The sequence below is a fragment of the Paraflavitalea devenefica genome, assembly GCF_011759375.1.
GTDB lineage: Bacteria > Bacteroidota > Bacteroidia > Chitinophagales > Chitinophagaceae > Paraflavitalea > Paraflavitalea devenefica.
In genome coordinates this window covers 66,194-84,831 of record NZ_JAARML010000001.1, presented here as the reverse complement: position 1 = coordinate 84,831, position 18,638 = coordinate 66,194, and the positions used below count along the sequence as shown (strand labels likewise).

14 protein-coding genes are annotated in these 18,638 nt (G+C 47.4%); 13 read left to right on the top strand and 1 reads right to left on the bottom strand.

Going from position 1 to position 18,638, the window contains the following annotated elements; all coding sequences use genetic code 11:
• The first annotated feature begins 2 nt into the window (after window positions 1-2).
• The 13 genes from rsmH to HB364_RS00255 all read left to right on the top strand — a co-directional run bounded on the left by rsmH (window position 3) and on the right by HB364_RS00255 (window position 17,836).
• Window positions 3-956, top strand: a complete 954-nt coding sequence (gene rsmH, locus HB364_RS00315; RefSeq protein ID WP_167285914.1) for a 16S rRNA (cytosine(1402)-N(4))-methyltransferase RsmH — start codon at window positions 3-5, stop codon at window positions 954-956.
• A gap of 123 nt (window positions 957-1,079) precedes the next feature.
• A complete protein-coding gene (locus HB364_RS00310) occupies window positions 1,080-1,448 on the top strand; it encodes an FtsL-like putative cell division protein (protein ID WP_167285913.1) in 369 nt (122 codons plus the stop codon).
• A gap of 30 nt (window positions 1,449-1,478) precedes the next feature.
• A complete protein-coding gene (locus HB364_RS00305; protein WP_167285912.1) occupies window positions 1,479-3,617 on the top strand; it encodes a penicillin-binding protein in 2,139 nt (712 codons plus the stop codon).
• 49 nt (window positions 3,618-3,666) lie between these two features.
• A complete protein-coding gene (locus tag HB364_RS00300) occupies window positions 3,667-5,133 on the top strand; it encodes a UDP-N-acetylmuramoyl-L-alanyl-D-glutamate--2,6-diaminopimelate ligase (protein ID WP_167285911.1) in 1,467 nt (488 codons plus the stop codon).
• A gap of 165 nt (window positions 5,134-5,298) precedes the next feature.
• Complete coding sequence (mraY, locus tag HB364_RS00295; RefSeq protein ID WP_167285910.1) at window positions 5,299-6,576, top strand: phospho-N-acetylmuramoyl-pentapeptide-transferase; 1,278 nt, start codon at window positions 5,299-5,301, stop codon at window positions 6,574-6,576.
• Window positions 6,577-6,827: 251 nt separating this feature from the next.
• Window positions 6,828-8,168, top strand: coding sequence for a UDP-N-acetylmuramoyl-L-alanine--D-glutamate ligase (gene murD / locus HB364_RS00290; protein ID WP_167285909.1), 1,341 nt, complete (start codon window positions 6,828-6,830; stop codon window positions 8,166-8,168).
• A gap of 20 nt (window positions 8,169-8,188) precedes the next feature.
• A complete protein-coding gene (locus HB364_RS00285) occupies window positions 8,189-9,454 on the top strand; it encodes an FtsW/RodA/SpoVE family cell cycle protein (protein ID WP_167285908.1) in 1,266 nt (421 codons plus the stop codon).
• A 59-nt stretch (window positions 9,455-9,513) separates the two neighbouring features.
• Window positions 9,514-10,626 (top strand): undecaprenyldiphospho-muramoylpentapeptide beta-N-acetylglucosaminyltransferase, encoded by a 1,113-nt coding sequence (gene murG / locus HB364_RS00280; RefSeq protein WP_167285907.1) that lies wholly within the window; start codon window positions 9,514-9,516, stop codon window positions 10,624-10,626.
• 5 nt (window positions 10,627-10,631) lie between these two features.
• Window positions 10,632-12,032, top strand: a complete 1,401-nt coding sequence (gene murC / locus HB364_RS00275; RefSeq protein WP_208419825.1) for a UDP-N-acetylmuramate--L-alanine ligase — start codon at window positions 10,632-10,634, stop codon at window positions 12,030-12,032.
• A gap of 81 nt (window positions 12,033-12,113) precedes the next feature.
• Window positions 12,114-13,223 carry a hypothetical protein gene (locus HB364_RS00270; protein WP_167285906.1) on the top strand — a complete coding sequence of 370 codons (1,110 nt, stop codon included), beginning with the start codon at window positions 12,114-12,116 and terminating at the stop codon, window positions 13,221-13,223.
• Between the two features lie 104 nt (window positions 13,224-13,327).
• The gene (gene ftsA / locus HB364_RS00265; RefSeq protein ID WP_167285905.1) at window positions 13,328-14,713 is read left to right on the top strand and encodes a cell division protein FtsA; all 1,386 of its coding nucleotides are present in this window, start codon (window positions 13,328-13,330) and stop codon (window positions 14,711-14,713) included.
• 160 nt (window positions 14,714-14,873) lie between these two features.
• Window positions 14,874-16,769, top strand: a complete 1,896-nt coding sequence (gene ftsZ, locus HB364_RS00260) for a cell division protein FtsZ (protein WP_167285904.1) — start codon at window positions 14,874-14,876, stop codon at window positions 16,767-16,769.
• 137 nt (window positions 16,770-16,906) lie between these two features.
• On the top strand, window positions 16,907-17,836 hold the full coding sequence (locus HB364_RS00255; RefSeq protein ID WP_167285903.1) for a TIGR01777 family oxidoreductase: 930 nt from the start codon (window positions 16,907-16,909) through the stop codon (window positions 17,834-17,836).
• Window position 17,837: 1 nt separating this feature from the next.
• Here the strand turns inward: HB364_RS00255 and HB364_RS00250 are convergent, their stop codons facing one another.
• Window positions 17,838-18,638, bottom strand: a complete 801-nt coding sequence (locus HB364_RS00250; RefSeq protein ID WP_167285902.1) for an ABC transporter permease — start codon at window positions 18,636-18,638, stop codon at window positions 17,838-17,840.

Here is an 18,638-nt window from a genome sequence, read left to right as displayed (position 1 = left end):
AGATGAGTGACAATGATAACCATAGCGCTGAATTTCCCTCTGCCTCCGGTAATACGGATTATCACGTACCGGTATTGCTGCAGGAAACGGTAGATGGTCTCAACATGCAGCCAGATGGCATATATGTGGATTGCACATTTGGCGGTGGCAGTCATTCCGGCGAAATACTGAAACGGCTTGGTAAAAATGGACGATTGCTGGCTTTTGACCAGGACGCAGATGCGAAACAAAATGTGCCCGATGATCCCCGGATCACTTTCGTGCCACATAACTTTCGTCACCTGCAAAGGTTTCTGCGCCTGCATAAAATAGCACAGGTTGATGGCATTATGGCCGACCTTGGCGTAAGCAGCCACCAGTTTGATGAGGCAGACCGTGGTTTTTCTATTCGTTTTGAAGGTGATATGGATATGCGAATGGACAAGCGACAGGATCTGACCGCCTTTGAAGTGGTGGATACTTACGACGAGCAACGATTGCACAAGTTATTTGAGCAATACGGCGAAGTGACCAACTCCAAAACCCTGGCAAAAACAATTGTGCAGGTGCGGCAAACAGTGTCATTAAAAACGATCGCCAATTTCAAACAGGCTGTACAGGCGGTGGTGAAAGGGAATCCCAATAAATACTTTGCCCAGGTATTTCAGGCATTGCGCATTGAAGTGAATGATGAATTGGGGGCTTTGAAAGAGATGCTGCAACAAATTCCTTCGCTATTAAAGCCCGGTGGCCGTGTGGCCATCATCACCTTTCATTCGCTGGAAGACAGGATTGTCAAGAATTTTTTCAGGAAAGGTGATGTGGATGAAACAGTCGTTGAGGACCCGTTTGGTCGCAACGTTCCTGAACCTCCGTTAAAAGTAATTACCAAAAAGCCAATTACTGCTGCGCCAGAAGAGCTAAAGCGTAATCCGCGTTCGCGGAGCGCCAAGCTGCGTGTAGCAGAGAAAATGTAGAGTTCTTATCATCAAAATAAAGGGTATAATTTCCAATGTCTGTATGAAAACCGAGTGAACATTCAGCAATTTTCGTTAGCGGTTGGATGGTGAGTAACTGTTCAGCCGCTAATCTTAACCATTATGAGCGAAGAAAAAGAACAAGAAGAAGTTGTAGCCGGTAAAGAGAAAGAACGCAAGCGCGAGCGGAAGCGGATATTCAGCTATCGCTGGATCGTCAAAAACATTCCGTTCTTCCTGTTCCTGTCCGTGCTGGCGGTAATATATATATATAATGGACACTATGCGGATAAGACCATCCGCAACATCAATAAGGTGAGCAAGGAATTGAAAGAGCTGCAATACGAATACAAAACGCTGAAAAGTGAAGTGATGTACCGGAGCAAGCAGAGTGAGATGGCGAAGGCAGTAGAGCCGCTGGGGTTGAAGGAACTGGTAGCGCCGCCGGTAATATTGAGTGACTCCATCAGTGAGGAAAAGAGCAACAATTAAATATCAGTAACTATATAGATAGCCTGTCCCTTGGAAGTTAAACGCGATATATTATGGAGAGTGTACCTGTGTTTTATAGGCATAGTGATATTTAGCGTGGTGATATTAATGCGGGCGGTGTACATCCAGCAGGTGCAGGGAACTTACTGGATCAACCAGGCCAAAGATCAGCAACAACGTTTTGTGGAAATAGATGCTGAGCGGGGAACGATCTACAGTGAAGATGGCAGTATGCTCAGCACCTCTCTGCCTTACTTCAATATCTATATAGATTTCATGGCCGAAGGCCTGCGGGAGAAGAATGGCAAGCGCTTTAAGGATCATGTTGACTCTTTATCAGGTTGCCTGGCCAATTACTTTAAGGACCGCAGCAGTACTGAATACAAGCAGTTATTAACGCAGGGGTATCGTAAAAAGGACCGGTTTTTTCTTTTTAAAAAGAATCTTTCTTTCCAGCAATACAAGGAGCTGCGTACCATGCCGCTCATCAGGCAGGGTAGGGACAAAAGTGGATTTATTCCCGAAGTGAAGGACAAACGGCTGAATCCTTTTGGCCTGCTGGCGAACAGAACGATCGGCTTATCGAGGGAATATATTGATAGCGACGGCAAGATTAAGAATACGAATGTAGGGATTGAGAAAACGTATGATACGGTATTAAAGGGGCAGAGTGGTAAGCGGTTGATGCGGAAGATTGCGGCGGGCGTGTTTGTGCCGGTAGATGGTTCCGAGATCGAGCCGCAAAATGGAAAGGATATCATTACCACGCTGGATGTGAATATGCAGGACATTGCGGAGAATGCATTACTGAAGGTGTTGACACAGTATGAATGTGAATATGGCACCTGCCTGGTAATGGAAGTGAAGACCGGCAAGATCAAGGCGATTGCCAACCTGGGCCGGAGAAGTGATGGCAGCTACTGGGAAGATATGAATTATGCCATCCGTGCTTCAGAGCCGGGTTCCACCTTCAAGCTGGCTACCATGCTGTCGTTGCTGGAAGATAAATATACCTCCCTGAATCACCGGGTAAACCTGGAAGGCGGTGTGTGGACGGTAAATGGCAGAACGGTTTATGACAGTGAGAACCATGGTTATGATGTATCGGTGAAAGAGGCGTTTGAGATGAGCTCTAATGTGGGCATGGCCAAGCTGGTAACAGCTTATTATTCAAAAAAGCCGCTGCAGTTTGTAGAACATTTAAAGCGGATGCGCTTTGATCAATACTCCGGTATTGACCTGTTGGGTGAAACAACGCCGATCGTTAAAACACCCAAATCAAGAACATGGAGCGCTACCTCTTTACCCTGGATGAGTTTTGGCTATGAAGTGCTGGTAAGCCCCTTACAAACGCTGATGCTGTACAATGCGATAGCAAATGATGGCAAAATGATGAAGCCCTACCTGGTGAATGCCGTGAAAGAGAACGGACTGGTAGTAAAAGAAAATAAACCAGAGGTATTGGAAGAAGCTGTTTGCAATGAGCAAACGTTGAAATTATTGCAGGAGTTGTTGAAGGGTGTGTGCAGTGATCCTCACGGAACAGGGACTACTTTGTTTAAAGGGGCGCCTTACAAAGTAGCTGGTAAAACCGGCACCTCGTTGATGGCCAATGGTAACCGGGGATATGCAGATCAAATTTACCAGTCGTCCTTTGCAGGCTATTTCCCGGCCGATAATCCACAGTACAGTTGCATTGTGGTGGTGAAGAATAAACCTCGTGCCGCGGTGTACTACGGTGCAAAAATAGCCGGACCGGTATTTAAGGAGTTGGCGGATAAATTGTATGCACTGAATGCTGATAAGGATAAAAAGAATCAACCGGTTATCCCGGTAAAAAAGGATAGTTCTTATTACCTGTACGCAGGCGCTGCGGAAGATATGCAGCAGGTGATGAAAACCCTGCAGTGGAAATACAGGGATTCTGCAGGCGCCCATGAATGGACAAGGTTATATGCAGCGAATTATGAGCCGGTGATGGATGGCCAGCCGGTATCCAAAAAGAATATGCCCGATGTGCGGGGTATGGGATTGAAAGATGCTTTGTACCTGTTGGAAAACATGCAGGCAAAAGTAATTGTGAGAGGCCGCGGAAAAGTGAAAGCGCAAAGTGTGGAGCCGGGAACGGCTTTTGTAAAGAATCAGTCAGTAACGATCGAATTGAACTAATCATAAACAGTGTTGATCGCACCCTTTTGAACACAGGGTATAAAGCTATATGGCAGTTTTACAGGATATATTGTATAAGGTAAGGATACGCTCGGTACATGGAGACCTTTCTGTATCCGTGAATGCCCTGCATATAGACTCCCGTAAAGTGGGCAAGGGAGATGCGTTTATAGCGATCAAAGGGGTGGCGGCCGACGGACACCAGTTTATTGATAGTGTGGTGGAGAAAGGAGCGGTGGCTGTTGTGTGTGAAGTGATGCCCCCTTCTTTAAAGGAAGGCGTTACCTATGTGCAGGTGGAAAACAGTGGCGCTGCTGCCGGTTATATGGCGCATAATTTTTATGGCCAGCCATCTGAAAAGGTAAAACTGGTAGGAGTTACCGGCACCAATGGCAAGACCACTATCGCTACGTTGTTGTTCAAACTGTTTACCGGATTGGGGTATAAGTGTGGCTTGCTGAGCACCGTGGAAAATCATATTGGCAACGAGATTGTGCCCGCTACGCATACCACGCCCGATGCCATCAACCTGAATGCCTTGCTGAAACAGATGGTAGATGCCGGCTGCACCCATGTATTCATGGAAACCAGCTCGCATGCCTTACATCAGCAACGGGTGGCCGGATTGAAATACGTGGTGGCCCTGTTCAGCAACATTACGCACGATCACCTGGATTACCACAAGACCTTTGATGAATATATACGGGTAAAAAAGTCCTTTTTTGACTCCTTGTCTTCAGATGCCTATGCCATCTCCAACTTAGATGACAAAAGAGGACCGGTGATGCTGCAGAATACACAGGCGCACAAGTATTACTATAGCCTGCGTACGATGGCAGAGTTCAAGGGGAAGATACTGGAGAATGGATTGATGGGACTGGTAATGACGATCAATGACCAGGAAGTGCATTTCCGCCTGATCGGTGAGTTCAATGCTTACAACCTGCTGGCAGTATATGGCGCGGCCATTTGCCTGGGGGAAGACAAGTTTGAAGTGTTGCGGGTACTGAGTGAACTGACGGGCGCTGAAGGAAGGTTTGATTACATCGTTTCGGCAAAAGATAAAGTGATCGGTATTGTGGATTATGCCCATACCCCCGATGCCCTGCTGAATGTGCTGGCCACGATCAAAGGACTGCGGAAAGGACATGAGCAGATCATTACCGTAGTAGGATGTGGGGGAGACCGCGACAAGACAAAGCGGCCGGTGATGGGAGAAGCAGCCTGCGAGCATAGCGACCGGGTGATCTTTACCTCCGATAACCCCCGCAGTGAAGATCCGGAACAGATACTCCGGGATATGGAAACGGGGTTGAATACAGCGGCCAAAAGAAAATACATCGCCATTGTAGACAGGAAGGAAGCGATCAAAACGGCGGTAAGCCTGGCTAAGCCGGATGATATTGTACTCATCGCAGGCAAGGGCCATGAGAAGTACCAGGAGATCAAGGGCGTGAAATCCCCTTTTGATGACAAGCAGGTGCTGGCAGAGATGTTTAAGTTGTACGAAAAATAATTATCACGGACGGTTCCCTATAAGCTAAGAGTAAAAAAGAGCAGAAGAGAACAGGAAACAACAAAAGAAGAGATTGAAGACAAAGAAAAAGACCACGGAAACCCTGAAGAAAGTAGCTTACCTCTCTCTTTTTCTGCTCTTTAACTCTTAGTCAAACAAACCAACATGCTGTATTCTTTATTTGACTGGTTTAAAGACATGGGTGTGAAATTCCCGGGTAGTGCGCTGTTTCAGTTCATTACATCCAGGGTATTGATAGCGGTCATCTTGTCGCTGGTTATTTCGGCTGTGTTTGGTAAGAAGCTGATCAATTACCTGCGTAAAAGGCAGGTGGGTGAAACGGTGCGTGACCTGGGACTGGCAGGCGAACAGCAGAAGAAAGGAACGCCTACGATGGGTGGGTTGATCATTATCCTGGCTATACTGGTGCCTACTTTGTTACTGGCCGACCTGAGTAAAGCCTATATACGGGTCATGATCTTTACCACTGTTTGGATGGGTATTGTTGGTTTTATTGATGATTACCTCAAGCTGCGTGCAAAGAGGATTGCCCAGCAACAAGGAATACCTTATAAGAAAGGAGATAAGGACGGACTGGCGGGATGGTTTAAGGTATTAGGACAGGTGGTACTGGGTATTGTAGTAGGAACGGTATTGATGTTTAACGACAATACCAAGGCATGGAGGGAATATACCGGCGAAGTAAAGGCTGACGATAGCATTATCATCAAAAAAACATTTGACGGCAAGACAAAATATTTCGTGGAAGCGAATGAGCCGATCACTACCATTCCTTTTGTAAAAGGGCATGAGTTCAATTATGCCAAGTTATTGCCGGAAGCGGTGAGAGGGCTGACCTGGGTGTTATATATCATCGTGGTTATTTTTATCATCGTGGCAGTTTCAAATGGCGCCAATATTACAGATGGGATAGATGGGCTGGCGGGTGGTGTGAGCGCTATCATTGGAGCATGTCTGGGCATATTTGCCTATGCCAGTGGTAACCTGCGGTTTGCGGAATACCTGAATATCATGTACATCCCCAACCTCGGTGAGTTGTCCATCTTCATCGGCGCACTGATCGGGGCCTGTGTGGGATTCCTGTGGTACAATGCTTATCCGGCCCAGGTGTTTATGGGCGATACCGGTAGTCTGACGCTGGGCGGTATCATAGCAGCCCTGGCCATCATTGTGCGCAAGGAATTGCTGATACCCATTTTCTGCGGCGTATTCCTGGTGGAGGTATTGAGTGTGACATTGCAGGTAAGTTATTTTAAATACACGAAAAAGAAATATGGAGAGGGGCGAAGGATATTCCTGATGAGTCCTTTGCACCACCACTACCAGAAGCTGGGATACCATGAAGCGAAGATTGTAACCAGGTTTTGGATCGTGACCATCTTGTGTATCGTGTTTGCGATCGTAACCTTAAAGATCCGGTAAAAGCTATTGCCGGAAAGGCGGGAAGACGGAAAGAAAAGTTGTAAGTACTTCACGCCTTACCGTCATACCGGCGAAAAAAAGCATTGGAGAAGTAAGTACTAAAGTTCCTCTTACGAAAAACCAACATAGTAGAGTAGTTGGAAAAAAGTTCAAACTACCGAAGAACCCCCTTAATCCGATTCGTAGACAATTCCATGAACTGTCCGGGAACTGTATCCGGCAGCAGATCAGTTAAATGACTTTGGCTATACATGAGCAAACGTTTGGTAATACTGGGAGCAGGCGAAAGTGGAGTAGGTGCAGCCATACTGGGCAGGCAGCAGGGCTATGATGTTTTTGTATCAGACGGTAAGGCCATTAAAGACAATTACCGGGAAGAGTTGGAAGCCCATGATATTCCTTATGAAGCCGGGCAGCATACCGAGGCGCTGATACTGAATGCCGATGAAGTGATGAAGAGCCCGGGCATACCAGATAAGAATGAACTGGTTAAAAAGATACGGGCACAGGGTATCCCTGTGATCAGTGAGATAGAGCTGGCCTACCGGCACAAAGGCGATAGTAAGATCATTGGTATTACAGGCAGCAATGGTAAAACCACCACTACGGCGCTGGTATACCATATCTGTAAAACGGGTGGCCTGGATGCGGCGCTGGTAGGTAATATAGGTTATTCTTTTGCGAAACAGGTAGCGGTTGACCCTAAACCCTTGTACGTAGCAGAGATCAGCAGTTTTCAATTAGACGATATACAGACGTTCAGACCAGACATTGCTATACTGACCAATATCACCGAAGATCATTTGGATCGCTATGATTACCAGTTCCGGAATTACATCAACAGTAAGTTCCGGATCACAGAGAATCAAACAGAAAAGGACTTTTTTATTTATTGTGAGGATGACCCTGTGACCATGCAGAACCTGGGGCACTTTACTATCAAATCTAACCTACTACCATTCACTATGAGCAGAGAAATTAACCGCGGCGCTTTTATTCAAAATGGGAAAATGACGGTCGCAGCAGGTGATGAGAAGATCCAAATGAGTATTTATGATTTTGCCCTGAAAGGGAAACACAATCAATATAACACTATGGCTGCAGGTATTGCCGGCGCCATGATCGGTATCCGCAAGGAGAAGATCCGTGACGCAGTACAGACGTTTGAAAGCCTGGAGCACCGGATGGAACCGGTGTCTACAGTGCGGGGGGTGCAGTTTATTAATGATAGCAAGGCTACCAATGTGAACAGCACCTGGTATGCGCTGGAAAGCATGGAAAAACCTACCATCCTGATATTGGGTGGCGTAGATAAGGGGAATGATTATTCTTTGCTCACGGAGCTGGTAAAAGAAAAGGTAAAGGCCATTGTGTGCATGGGTATTGACAACCGCAAGATCCACGAGGCTTTCCAGAATGATGTGTCGGTAATGGTGAATACCTCCAGCGCCCGCGAAGCGGTACAGGCTGCCTTTCACCTGGCCAATAAAGGAGATATCGTATTGCTGAGCCCTGCCTGCGCCAGCTTCGACCTGTTCAAGAATTATGAAGACAGGGGCGAGCAGTTCAAGGCGGCGGTGCGGGAGTTGTAAGTGGAAAGATATAAGTAGTAATGAGTAACTCAAAAGATATACGGTTTGATGAGATGGCTTCTATTGGTAGAAGCCCCGGTAGCCTTTTGAGCAGAACGAAAGGAGATAAAGCAATATGGGCTATTGTGCTTGTATTGGCGCTGGTGTCTATGCTGGTAGTATATAGCTCTACCGGCTTGCTGGCGTATAAATACAACCGGGGTAATACCGAGATCTACCTGTTCAAACAGATCATGTTCATTATTGTGGGCATGGCGGTGATCTATTTTTCGCACCGGGTGAATTACACCTTGTATTCAAGAGTAGCGCGGATATTGTTCCTGCTGTCCATTCCGCTCCTGATATATACGTTGTTTTTCGGGGTGAGGCTGAATGAAGGCAGCCGCTGGATCAGGCTGCCGATCATTAACCTTACTTTCCAAACCTCCGACCTTGCCAAGCTGGCCCTGTTCATGTACCTGAGCCGGCTGCTGAGCAAGAAGCAGGATAAGATCAAGGATTTTAAGCAAGGGTTTCTGCCGGTAATATTGCCGGTTGTTGTTATTTGTATACTGATTGCCCCGGCCAACCTGTCAACCGCTTTGCTGGTAGGCGCTACCAGTATGTTGCTGATGTTCATAGGGCGGGCGAGTATGAAACACCTGCTGATGACGATCGGATTACTGGCCATCCCGGTAGTGCTGCTCGTTACGATCGCTGTTGCCTATTATGATAAAGAAGAAGGAAAGACAAAAGACCTGCCCGCCATCCTGGAAGCAGGACGTTTGCCTACCTGGATCAAGCGGGTACAAAATTTTGTGTACGACAGCAAACAGACGGATAAAGATGAGAATTACCAGATAAACCAGGCTAAGATCGCGATTGCCAAAGGTGGCATGCTGGGACTAGGCCCGGGTAATAGTGAAACGAGGAATTTCCTGCCACACCCGTATTCTGATTTCATCTTTGCCATTATTATTGAAGAGTATGGTATTGTAGGAGGGGCCTTTATCATATTGATCTACCTGTTGTTCCTGCTGAGGAGCATACGGGTATTCCGGAAATGTCCCTATGCGTTTGGGGCTTTCCTGGCATTGGGATTAAGCTTTACGCTGGTGATTCAGGCCTTGATCAATATGGCGGTGACGGTGAACCTGTTCCCGGTAACAGGTGTAACGCTGCCACTGGTGAGTATGGGTGGTAGCTCCTTCCTGTTTACCTGTCTTTCGATTGGGATTATTCTCAGCGTAGCCAGGAATGTGGAACAATCAGAAGGAAAGGCGGCGGCGGAAGCGGCGAAGGCATGAGTAGTGAGTAAGGCAGCCCCTTGAGCATTGAACATTGAGTATTGAACATTTAAAATAGATTGAAGAAAAAGATCATCATAGCAGGAGGAGGGACCGGCGGGCATATTTTCCCGGCCATTGCCATTGCCAATGCGCTGAAGAAAAATGATCCGTTTATTGACATCTTATTTGTGGGAGCGAAGGGAAAGATGGAGATGGAGAAGGTACCCCAGGCTGGCTATTCCATCGAAGGAATAGATATTGCCGGTTTTAACAGAAGCTCACTGCTTAAAAATATTGGTCTGCCTTTTAAACTGATCAAAAGCTTTTTCCAGGTAAGGAAGATCATTACCGATTTTATGCCGGATGCGGTAGTAGGTGTAGGTGGTTATTCCAGTTTTCCGGTGTTGCGGTATGCGCAGGCAAGGGGTATCCCTACGTTCATCCATGAATCTAATTCCTTTGCCGGCAAATCGAACATGATGCTGGGTAAGAAAGCCACCCGTGTATTTGTGGCAGGTGATGGGATGGAAAAGTTTTTCCCGGCTGATAAGCTGCAGATCACGGGTAATCCCGTCCGCAGTGTGATCGCCAACAATACCATTAACCGGGAAAAAGGGATAGAGTTCTTTGGACTGGACCCGGCTAAGAAAACCATACTGGCTACCGGTGGCAGCCTGGGCGCCAAAGGTATTAATGAAGCGCTGGACGCACAGATTGACCTGTTTGCCAAACATGATATTCAACTGATCTGGCAAACGGGTAAGCCCTATGCTGAGAAAGCCGCCGAACGCGCTGTAGAGAATAAGCATATTTGGGTGAACAGTTTTATTACGCAAATGGAGTATGCCTATGCTGCAGCCGATATTGTGATCTCCCGTTCGGGAGCAATGGCCATTGCGGAACTGTGTGTGGCGAAGAAGCCGGTAGTGCTGGTTCCATTCCCTTTTGCTGCGGAAGACCACCAGACGGTGAATGCACAACACCTGGTGAATAGGCAGGCGGGTATTATGGTGCGGGACAGCGAAGCAAAAGAAAAACTGGTAAGCACGGTGATTGAACTGGCGAAGGATGAACAGCGGCAGGCACTGCTGAAAGAGAATATAGGCAAGCTGGCAGTAACGAATGCGGATGAAGTGATTGCCAAAGAGATATTAAAGGTAGTGAGTGCGAATGTTGATAAGAAAGGTTGATTGTTATGATCGAATTAAAAGATATTCAGCGGGTTTATTTTATCGGTATAGGTGGGATTGGCATGAGTGCGCTGGCGAGGTATTTTAAGTTTCATGGCCGGGAAGTAAGCGGGTACGATAAAACAGCCACCCCGCTCACCAGGAAGCTGGAAGAAGAAGGGATACCGGTACATTATGAAGAAGACCTGTCAAAAGCGCCAAAGGATGCACAGTTGATCGTATATACGCCGGCTGTACCTAAAGCGCACAAGGAGCTGGTGTATTATCAGCAAAATAATTATACCCTGCTGAAGCGTAGTGAAGTGCTGGGGTTAATTACCAATAGTTCTTTTAATATCTGCGTGGCAGGTACGCATGGCAAAACAACAGTGAGTACCATGACGGCCCACCTGCTGCAGGACAGTGGTTATGGTTGCAATGCTTTCCTCGGAGGCATTGCCGTAAACTATAACAGCAACTACTGGAGCCATGAGCGCAACGTATGTGTGGTGGAAGCGGATGAATACGACCGGAGCTTCCTGCGCCTGAGTCCCAATATCGCTGTGATCACTTCCATGGATCCCGATCACCTCGATATTTATGGAACGCCGGAAGCGATGGAAGAAGCGTTCATTGAGTTCTCGGGTAAGGTAAAGCCGGGCGGTTTGTTGCTGAGTAAGTATGGATTACCCCGGTCGGGTGATCTGAGGACGGGTAACCATCTTACCTATAGTTTGCAAAATGAAAAGGCGGATGTATATGCTGCCAATATCCGCCGGCAACACGGGAGCTACACGTTTGATGTGATAATGAAAGACTGGCAGTTGAAGGATGTGGAACTGAACATGGGCGGACTGCATAATATCGAAAATGTGATCGTAGCCATTACAGTGGCGCACCAATTGGGCATAGAAGATAATAAGATCAAAGCAGCGGTGGCTGGTTTCAGGGGTGTGAAGCGGAGATTTGAATACATCGTTAAGTCTGCTGAAGGTGGGATTGTGTTTGTAGATGATTATGCGCATCACCCGGAAGAGTTGCGGGCGCTGATCACCGGAGCCAAAAACCTGTTTCCGGATATGCATTGTACGGTGGTCTTCCAGCCGCACCTGTTCAGCAGGACAAGGGACTTTGCAAATGAGTTTGCCGCTACGCTGGACATGGCCGATGAGGTGATCCTGCTGCCTATTTATCCGGCCAGGGAATTGCCGATGGAAGGTGTAACAAGTGAGATGGTCCTGCAACGGATGAAAAATGAGCACAAGCAATTGTTGCAAAAAGAGGAGTTATTGAAGTGGGTGGAAGGGGTGGTTCGTGGGGACACGAACCACGGCGGAAAAAGTGGCGGCTGGTTGCTGATAACGGCAGGGGCAGGAGATATTGATGCATTGGTGCAGCCGATTAAAAAGATCATTGAACAAAAATAGTAGTCATTGCCCGGGATTCCTGGGTCTGTTGTACCCATCTGACGGTCCTCTGGCCGTTGGGTGGGGCTACCGGCGAAACAAATGAAAGTGAACCGTCATATCAGGAAGTTGTTGTTTATCGGCCTCTGGTCCATAATAGGGGCCGGCGTGGTGGTATTGCTGGTAGCGGCCATCAGGAACAGGAAGGACAAAACCTGTGCAGGATATGAGATCAGTATGACCAATGCCGAGGGGCAATGGTTCATGAATAAGAAAGAAGTGGTGGATATACTTACCGGCAATGGCGCTGTAGCGCTGAAGGGCCGGTCATTGAAGCGGTTTGACCTGCGCAGCATGGAAGAACGCCTCAAAAAGAATGTGTGGATACGGGATGCTGAATTGTTCTTTGATAACAACGAGGTACTGCAGGTGAAGATCGAGGAGCGGGAGCCGATTGCCCGCCTGTTTACAGTGACAGGCAACAGCTTCTATATTGACAGCAGTTGTGAAAGATTGCCGTTGTCGGAAAAAGTGTCTGCCAGGTTACCGGTATTCACCGGTTTCCCGACAGATAAGCTGCGGGTGGGCAGCGCTGATAGCACATTGCTGCAGCATATCAAGCAGGTAAGCCTTTTTATCGGGCACAATCCGTTCTGGATGGCGCAGATAGCGCAAACGGATATAGTGACGGATAGAAAGTTTGAAATGATACCCATGGTAGGGAACCATGTGATTGAATTTGGCGATGGTACAGACTTCGATAAGAAGTTTGGGCGCCTGCTCCAGTTCTACCGCATGGTGTTAAGTAAAACAGGCATGGATGTATATGAGCGGGTAAATGTTCAGTATGACCGCCAGGTAATAGGCGTAAAGAAAGGCGGTTATGTGAGCAGGGTGGATTCTGTACAGGCTGCACGCAGCATACAAAACCTGATGACAGCGGCACAAACAGCTTTAACGGATTCTGTAAACAGGCAAAGCGCACGGGCCCAGGAGGCCCTGACCTCGGTGAATAACTCACCGGCTAAAAACCCGACGACTGAAAAACCACCCATACCTGCGACGACGACTGTTCCGAAGCGAACGAACAATGTAACCCGGAAAAATTCACCTGTGAAAGACCAGTCCTATGAAACCTCCCGGAAACCTGTGAAGAAACCTGCTCCTGTGAAGAAACCACAACCGAAAGCCGTAATGCCGAAGAAGACATAGGCATAAAGGCAACAAGGTATTGAGGCAACGGGGAAGAACAGACCGTAACTATGAAACAGTAAAAGCAACTAATCAGTCATACCAACAACTAAAAACAGGATAGCATGAACAACGAGCAACAACCCATCATCGTAGGTCTGGATATCGGGACCACGAAGATCGCAGCGATTGCCGGCCGGAAGAACGAATTCGGCAAACTGGAGATCATCGGCTTTGGCCGTGCCAACTCCAACGGCGTGAAGCATGGACAGGTATTAAATATTGATGAAACGATTAAAGCCATACAGATGGCTTTGGACAATTGCTATACTTCGAACCCCAACCTGGAGATCAGCGAGGTGTATGTAGGTATTGCAGGTCATCATATCAAGAGCTTGCAGACCCGTGGAGATATTGTACGTCACCAAACCGAAGAAGAAATTACCCAGCGGGAAATTGATCAACTGATCTCCGACCAGTATAAAACGTATATCCCGGCAGGTGACCAGATCATTGATGTAATACCCCAGGAGTTTACGGTAGATAATTTCCAGAATATTCCCAACCCCATCGGGTATGGCGGTGTTAAAGTGGGCGCTAATTTCCACATTATCACCGGTGATAAGAATGCCATCCGCAATATCAGCCGCTCTGTAGAGAAGAGCGGGTTGATCACCAAGGACCTGGTACTGCAACCCCTGGCCTCTGCCGCAGCGGTTATGGGACAGGAGGACCTGGAAGCCGGTGTAGCCATCGTGGATATTGGTGGGGGTACCACCGACCTGGCTGTGTTTTATGAAGGCATCCTGAAGCACACAGCCGTAATCCCCTTTGGTGGTGAGAATATTACTAATGATATTAAGACCGGCCTGGGCGTGTTGAAAACACAGGCTGAGCAGATGAAGGTACAGTTTGGTAGTGCACTGGCCAATGAAGCCAGGGGCAATGCCTTTATTACAATACCCGGATTGCGTGGTATGCCTGCCAAAGAGATCAGCGTGAAGAACCTGGCGAATATTATACAGGCGCGCATGAGTGAGATCATGGATTTTGTGACCTATCACCTGAAGCAGGTAGGCCTGGATAACCGTACGCTAAATGGCGGTGTAGTATTAACCGGTGGTGGTTCGCAGTTGAGGCACCTGATCCAGTTGACAGAATATGTAACTGGGTTGAATGCCCGCATTGGTTTCCCTACGGAGCACCTGGCTGCCGGACATATTGAAGAGCTGGCCAAGCCGACTTATGCTACCTGTATCGGTCTTATTTTAAAAGGTTACAGCGATTATGAACATAACCGCAAGCAGTTTGAACACCGCTTCCGGAAAGTAGAAGTGCCCGAAACATTAAGAAAGGCAGCAGAGCCGGCAGAAACATTGGTTGCAGCAGCAGAAGAAGAAGAAACACAAGCAGAAAAGGTAAAGAACAGGAAAGGCATTAAAGATTTCTGGGGCAAGTTCAAGGACGGCATTATTGATCTGTTCAAAGAAGAAGAAGATCACGCATTATAAAGGCATGAATCTTGATTAGAACATTCAGCATACAATATGCTGGTTTCCTATGAAAGGTCACTGATTGGTACTTTTCATTTACTACTAACCTGTTAATTTTTAATGGTCTCCGGACGGGCTTTCAGGAGAGTAAGGCCTGGTGAGACAAAAAAAGAAAGCTATGATTCATTTTGATCTTCCGAAGGAAAAATCATCTATCATCAAGGTCATTGGTGTAGGTGGAGGTGGCAGTAATGCAGTGAACCACATGTTCGGTCAGCAGATTGACGGGGTTAACTTCATTATCTGTAATACGGATGCGCAGGCGATTGCTACGAGCAAGGTACCTAATAAAGTACAGCTGGGGCCGCACCTTACGCAAGGGCTGGGTGCGGGCGCCAATCCCGATATTGGCCGCCAGGCTACAGAAGAGAGCCTGGAAGAGATCAGGCGCATACTGGAGGTGAATACCAAGATGGCATTCATTACAGCCGGTATGGGCGGTGGTACAGGAACGGGTGGCGCACCGATCATTTCAAAAATATGTAAGGACCTTGGTATACTTACAGTAGGTATTGTTACTACTCCTTTTTCCTATGAGGGAAAGAAGCGCCAGTTGCAGGCCGAAGAGGGTATCCGGATCCTGAAACAATATGTAGATACCCTGCTGGTGATCAGCAATGATAAACTGCGCCACCAGTTTGGTAACCTGAAGATGAAAGAGGCTTTTGCCAAAGCGGATAATGTACTGGCCACCGCGGCCAAGTGTATTACCGATGTGATCAATAGCACCGGTCAGATCAACGTAGACTTTGCGGATGTATGTACCGTCATGCGCAACGGAGGCGTAGCCATTTTGGGTAATGCGTCTGTTGGTGGTGAAGGCAGGGCGCAACGGGCTATTGAAGAAGCCATGAACTCACCATTGCTGAATGACAATGAGATCAGCGGCGCCAAGTGGATACTCATCAATATCAACTCTGCCGAAGGTGAGCACGAGTTCACGATGGATGAAGTAGATATTATTCAAAATTATTTATTGAGCTCAGCCGGTGAAGGCACTGATGTGATCCTGGGTATGGGTTATGACAATACGCTGGGCGACCAGATCGGTATTACCCTGATTGCCACCGGTTTTGAGTACAAGGACCCCTTTACCAAAAAAGAGGAGAAGAAGGCCGCTCCGAAGAAGGAGGAAAAGATCGTATTGTCACTGAGCCCGCAACCGGAGCCTAAGACAACCCTGGTAAAGGAGGCGAAAACCGCTGCGCCTGAGCCTAAGAAAGAGAAGCCGGTAGTGGCGGAACAGCCTGTGAAGGAAGAACTTGCGCCGAAGCTGGTGGAAACGGAGCCAACTCCTAAGTTTAAGCCGTTGGTGCTTTTTACGAATGAGGACGATAGTAAAAATACTGTGGACAAAAAGAGCGTGGAAGAAAATACGGAGGAAAAGATCGAATGGGTACTTTCGCAGCCATCCAAATCTGCCGAAACACCCGCTAACGTATCCAGTCAGTCATCATCAGCAACTCAACAAAGTAGAAATAATTCTTCGGCGTCTGCAGCGTCCGGAGGATACCTGGCCAGGCCTACCAATATTTATGCAGAACCAAAGACAAATGAATCCATCCCTGATCACTCACCTGTGAAGGAACCAGTCTTACATACGGGTGCAAACACAACCCAGGAAGACGACACTTCCAACGACATGCAACTCGTATTTAAAGATGACATTCCAGCAGCGGCGGATGAGCCTGGGGCCCACCAACCTCACCCTATTGTTATAGCGAATGACGCTTCTGTTGAGGAGTCCCGATCCGGGAACGAAGCAGAAGAGCAAAAACGCCGGGCAGCAGAGAGAATACAGAAATTACGTAACCTGTCATTCAACATCAATGCTGCCGACCCTAACAATGAGTTTGAAACTGTGCCGGCTTACATCCGCCGCAATTTGGAATTGTACAATACCATCACGAACGTAGAGAACTTCTACAGCAATTACGAAGTCAAGGCTGATGAAAATAATAACGGACAGATCTCTACCATCAATACATTCCTGGATGGTAAGAATCCCGATTAAAATTGTTCTGTACCTCAAGTCCCTGCAAAAAATGAAGTCTATTTAAAATGCAGCGATTGTTGTTTTTAGTTGTTTCCCTCCTGATTCTTCAGGAGGGATTTTTTTTGATGTAACTTGAACCCCGAAACATCCGGCTTATGGCAACCATTCTCATTACCGGGGGCACAGGTTTGGTAGGAAAGGCGGTAACCAGCTTATTGATCAGTAAAGGGTACGAAGTCATTATCCTTTCCCGGGGGCAGTCTGCCGCTGGTAATGCAGGTTATTCGGTAGCGCATTGGGACCCGGCCAAACAGGAGATTGATGTAACCGCTGTTCAAAAAGCCGATTATATTATTAACCTGGCAGGAGCAGGGGTGGCCGATAAGCGCTGGACCAAAAAGAGAAAACAGGAAATTGTTGATAGCCGTGTGCAGAGCGGGGAACTGCTGGTGAAAACGCTGAAAGAAAATCCCAATAAGGTAAAGGCTGTGATCAATCCCTCCGGTATCGGCTGGTATGGTGATGATGCCAAAAGAAAACCTGGCCGTAAAGCTTTTATAGAAGATGACCCGGCGGATGATGGATACCTGGGTGAAACCTGCAAATTATGGGAAGCCAGCATTGACCCGGTGCAGGAACTGGGTAAGCGGTTGGTAAAGTTCCGCATAGGCATTGTGCTAAGTAAGGAAGGTGGTGCTTTAAAGGAATACAAAATGCCGGTACGTTTTGGCGTCGCTCCCATCCTGGGCAGCGGTAAGCAGGTGATTAGCTGGATACATATTGACGACCTGGCGCGCCTGATGCTCTATGCCATTGAACATGAACAATTGCACGGTGTATATAATGGAGTTGCCTCACAACCTGTTACGAACAGGAATTTTATGATTATGCTGGCCGGGAAAATAAAAGGCCGCTTTTATATTCCCCTCTATGTTCCTTCTTTTGTATTAAAGATCTTATTGGGTGGCCTGAGCATTGAAGTGCTGAAAAGCGCCACCGTAAGTAACAGTAAAATAGGTCTTACAGGCTTTCAGTTCCTTTATCCCACTATTGAGGCTGCATTGGGAGACTTAACCAAAGAATAGCTCAGAGATCATCTGTCTCAAACTTCCGGCTGATAAAAACAAAATAAGCTGCCAGGTACACGAGGGCTGTTATAAACAGTGCGGTGATATTAGGCGGCTGAATGATCTGGCGCTGTACATTTTCAAATAAGGGAAATGGCACCAGGTTGTCTGTTGATTCCAGCGGAAGATAACGGCCGCTATAATTAAGGTAGCGGTTCATGAGACCCGCCAGTAGGTTCTCCAGCACCAGTGCATACAGGAAGAATACGCCAATGGCCAGTCCACCCCGTTTAAAAAGTATGGCAAATAATAAGGCTACGAAAGAATAACTCAGCGCCTGGATGAAGTAGTAGAAGAGGTAAATGGTTTTTTCTGTGCTGAAGGATTCAGAGCCCTCTATAAACCCAAACAGTAAAGCCGTCAGCGTTACCACAACTGTGGAGACCAGGGCGCCTATAACGGCCATGATGAGTTTTACAGCAATGAACTCCCGGCGGCTCCAGCCGTCAATGATGTTCTGGCGGTGTGTTTTGAAATTGTATTCATTGGTAACCAGCATGATGAGGAGCAGGCCAGGCAGAAACAGCAGGAAGCTGCTGATGTAACTGGTCATATGCCATACATTGGGGAAAGCGAAAGGAGGCGTGCCAATGATCATTTGCGCCATGCCTTTTGCCTGCTTTTCTTCGTATATCGCTTGCTGGATACGAAAGCCAATGTAGTTAGCGCCAAATATGCTTACGATGTACAAGATGGCCAATATCCAGAAGGTACGGTAGTTCTTCAGCTTCAGCCATTCTATGGATAGTAATTGCAGCAT